The following is a 3,867-nucleotide window of genomic DNA, read 5'->3' as shown; positions in this document are numbered from 1 at the left end:
TCGACCCGTCCCACCGGACACCAGTATTTGTCGGTGCGTGACGTGCCGGCCGGGAAGCAGCCTTCAGCTCGCGCATAGGCGCGATTCCAGCCATCGTCGGCAATATCGTGCACGGTGTGCGGCGCGTGACGTAAGGGCGAGGCCTCGATCTTGAACCGGCCAGCTTCGACAGCGGCGATCTCCTGCCGGATCGCGATCATCGCATCACAAAAACGATCCAGCTCCGCTTTCGATTCGGATTCGGTCGGCTCGATCATCAGCGTACCCGGCACCGGGAAGCTCATGGTCGGCGCGTGGAAGCCGTAATCGATCAGCCGTTTCGCGATGTCGTCGACGGTGACGCCGGTCGAGTTCTTCAACGGGCGCGGATCGATGATGCATTCATGCGCGACACGGCCTTTGGCGTTGCGATACAGCACCGGGAAATGCGCTTCCAGCCGTGCGGCGATGTAGTTGGCGTTCAGGATCGCCACTTCCGTGGCGCGCGACAGGCCTTCGCCGCCCATCATCAGGATGTAGATGTAGGAGATCGTCACGACCGACGCCGAACCGAAAGCTGCAGCCGACACTGGACCTGCAGCACTCATTTCGCCGCTTGCCGGATTGCCCGGCAGGAACGCGGCGAGATGCGCCTTTACGCCGATCGGTCCCATGCCGGGGCCTCCGCCGCCGTGGGGAATGCAGAAGGTCTTGTGCAGGTTGAGATGGCTCACGTCGGCGCCGTAATCGCCGGGCCGCGCGAGCCCCACTTGCGCGTTCAGATTGGCGCCGTCGAGATAGACCTGCCCGCCATGGCCGTGCACGATGTCGCAGATCTCGCCGATGTGCTCCTCGAAGACGCCGTGGGTCGAGGGATAGGTGATCATGATGGCGGCAAGGTTTTTGCCGTGCTGGGCGGCCTTCGCGCGCAAATCCTCGACATCGACGTCGCCGCGCGCGTCGCACGCCACCACCACGACTTCCATGCCGGCCATGTGCGCCGAAGCCGGATTGGTGCCATGGGCAGAGGAGGGGATCAGGCAGACCTTGCGGTGGCCTTCGCCTCGCGCGGCGTGGTAGCCGCGGATCGCCAAGAGCCCGGCATACTCGCCTTGCGCGCCGGAATTCGGCTGCAATGAGACTGCGTCATAGCCGGTGATCTCGCACAGCCATCTTCGCAGCCGCGCGAACAATTCGTGGTAGCCGGCGGCCTGGTCGTGCGGCGCGAACGGATGCAAGTGGCCGAATTCCGGCCAGGTCAGTGGGATCATCTCCGTCGTCGCATTGAGCTTCATGGTGCAGGAGCCGAGTGGAATCATCGCGCGGTCGAGCGCGAGATCGCGGTCGGCGAGTTTGCGCATGTAGCGCAAAAGTTCGGTCTCGGAGCGATGGGCGTGAAACACCGGATGGGTGAGAAATGTGCTCTTGCGCCGCAGCGCCACGGGAAGCGCATCGGCCGCTTTGGCTTCGATTTCCGCATAGGCCAGCTTGCCACCAAAGGCACGCCAAACGCTCTCCACGACAGCCGGCGTCGTTGCTTCATCGAGCGCAATGCCGATCGCGCCTTCGCCGATGCGCAGGTTGATCTTCTCCTCCTGCGCCCGCGCGACAATGACGTCGCGTTTTGCGCCGACATCGACCGTAATGGTATCGAAGAACGTCTGGGAGCGTGGCGCGAAGCCCAGCTTGCGCAATCCGGCAGCGAGCACAGCCGTGCGGCGATGCACCGAGCGGGCGATGTGGGTCAGCCCTTCGGGACCGTGATATACCGCGTACATCGAGGCGATCACGGCCAATAGCACCTGCGCCGTGCAGATGTTGGAAGTGGCCTTCTCGCGGCGGATGTGCTGCTCGCGTGTTTGCAGCGCCAGCCGGTACGCTGGCTCGCCACGCGAATCGACCGACAAGCCGACGATACGTCCGGGCAACGAACGCTTGAGCGAATCGCGCACCGCCATATAGGCCGCGTGCGGTCCGCCGAATCCCATGGGTACGCCGAAGCGCTGGGCCGAGCCGATCGCGACGTCAGCCCCGAGTTCGCCGGGGGAGGTAAGCAGCGTCAGGCCGAGCAGGTCCGCCGCCACGATGGCAAGCGCGCCGCGGGCGTGCAGCATCGCGATCGCCGGGCGCAGGTCACGCAATGCGCCCGATGTTCCCGGATATTGCAGCAGGCCGCCGAAAACCTCCTCGCGGCCGAGTTCGCTCAAGGGATCGCCGACAATCAGTTTCCATCCCAACGGTTCTGCGCGGGTGCGCAGCACGGCCAGGACTTGCGGATGTACTTCGGCGTCGACGAAGAACGCCCTTGTCCCGGTTTGCGTGGCGCGCTCGGCGAGCGCCATCGCTTCGGCCGCAGCCGTTGCCTCATCGAGCAGCGAAGCGTTGGCGACATCGAGCCCCGCAAGATCACAGATCATGGTCTGGAAGTTGAACAGCGCCTCCAGCCGGCCCTGGCTGATCTCCGGCTGGTAGGGTGTGTAGGCAGTGTACCAGGCCGGGTTTTCCAGGATGTTGCGCTGGATCACCGCCGGCAGAAGCGTGCCGGAGTAACCTTGGCCGATCAGCGACGTGAAGACCTTGTTCCCGGCGGCGAGTTCACGCATATGGCCAAGCGCTTCCGTCTCGCTCAACGCGGTGCCGAGATCGAGCGGCATTTTCTGACGGATCGATTTTGGCAGTGTTTCGGCCACCAGCGCAGCGAGGCTTGCCGCGCCCACCGTCTCGAGCATCGATGCTGTGTCGCGGGGCGAGGGACCGATATGGCGGCGCACGAAGGTCGTGGCCGGTTCGCTGACATGTCGGAGCGGCGCGTTCATGGTGCTTTCCTTTATCGCTCGTCATGCCCCGCGAAGGCGGGGCATCCAGTAACCACCGGCGGCAGTGATTGAATCGAGCCCCCTCGGCGTACTGGATCGTCCGCGTTCGCGGACGATGACACTATGGGTGTGGTCGCTTGCTTCCTCATCTCACGCGATATGTTTCTGATACGCGGCCTCATCCATCAGGCCAGTCAGTTCGTTTCGGTCGGCAATCCTCAGCTTGAAGAACCAGGCCTTGCCTGCGGCGTCCGAATTGACCAGCGCCGGCTCGCTTGCGAGTGCCTCGTTCACCTCCGTCACTTCGCCGGAGATCGGTGCGTAAACGTCGGATGCGGCCTTGACGGATTCCACGACGGCGGCGGCTTCGGCCTTTTTCAGACTGCGGCCGACCTTCGGCAGTTCCACGAACACGACGTCGCCAAGTTGCGATTGCGCGTAATCGGTCACGCCGATCGTGGCGACATCGCCGTCGACGCGGAGCCATTCGTGGTCGGTGGTGTAGAGGGTCGTCATCGGCAATCCTTCAGCGTTTGTAGGTATTGGGAACGAAGGGCAGCGGCGAGACCTTGAGCGGCAGCCGCTGGCCGCGCACTTCGGCAAACACACGGCCTCCGGCCAGCGCCTGCGACGAGGGCAGATAGCCCATCGCGACCGGCGCGTTGAGGCTTGGACCAAAGCCGCCTGACGTCACCTTGCCGATCTGCTCGGACGAAGCGGCTCCTGCAGACAGCGGTGCGCCTTCGCGCACGGGCGCGCGGCCTTCGCTGCGCAAGCCGACGCGGCGGCGCGGAGCGCCTTGCTCGAGCTGGCTCAGGATCAAGTCGGCGCCCGGAAATCCGCCGGCCCGTGCGCCGCCCTTGCGACGGCTCTTTTGGATGGACCATTCCAATGCGGCTTCGACCGGCGTCGTCGAGGTATCGATATCGTGGCCGTAAAGGCAAAGCCCTGCCTCCAGTCTCAGGCTGTCCCGCGCCCCAAGTCCGACCGGCAGGACGCGCTCATCGGCAAGTAGATCCCTGGCCAGGTGCTCGGCGTGCTCGGCGGCAATCGAGATCTCGAAGCCGTCCTC

3 protein-coding genes are annotated in these 3,867 nt (G+C 64.6%); all 3 read right to left on the bottom strand.

What is annotated here, in order from left to right; translation table 11 throughout:
• Positions 1-2,795 (bottom strand): aminomethyl-transferring glycine dehydrogenase (gene gcvP / locus VFL62_RS16560; protein WP_325173461.1); only part of this gene is annotated, 2,795 nt, incomplete at its 3' end.
• Between the two features lie 150 nt (positions 2,796-2,945).
• Positions 2,946-3,311 (bottom strand): glycine cleavage system protein GcvH, encoded by a 366-nt coding sequence (gene gcvH / locus VFL62_RS16555; protein WP_325173460.1) that lies wholly within the window; start codon positions 3,309-3,311, stop codon positions 2,946-2,948.
• Positions 3,312-3,321: 10 nt separating this feature from the next.
• Positions 3,322-3,867 (bottom strand): glycine cleavage T C-terminal barrel domain-containing protein (locus tag VFL62_RS16550; RefSeq protein WP_325173459.1); only part of this gene is annotated, 546 nt, incomplete at its 5' end.

This window comes from Bradyrhizobium sp. (genome assembly GCF_035701725.1).
GTDB lineage: Bacteria > Pseudomonadota > Alphaproteobacteria > Rhizobiales > Xanthobacteraceae > Bradyrhizobium.
This window is presented reverse-complemented; position numbering and strand designations above follow the sequence as displayed.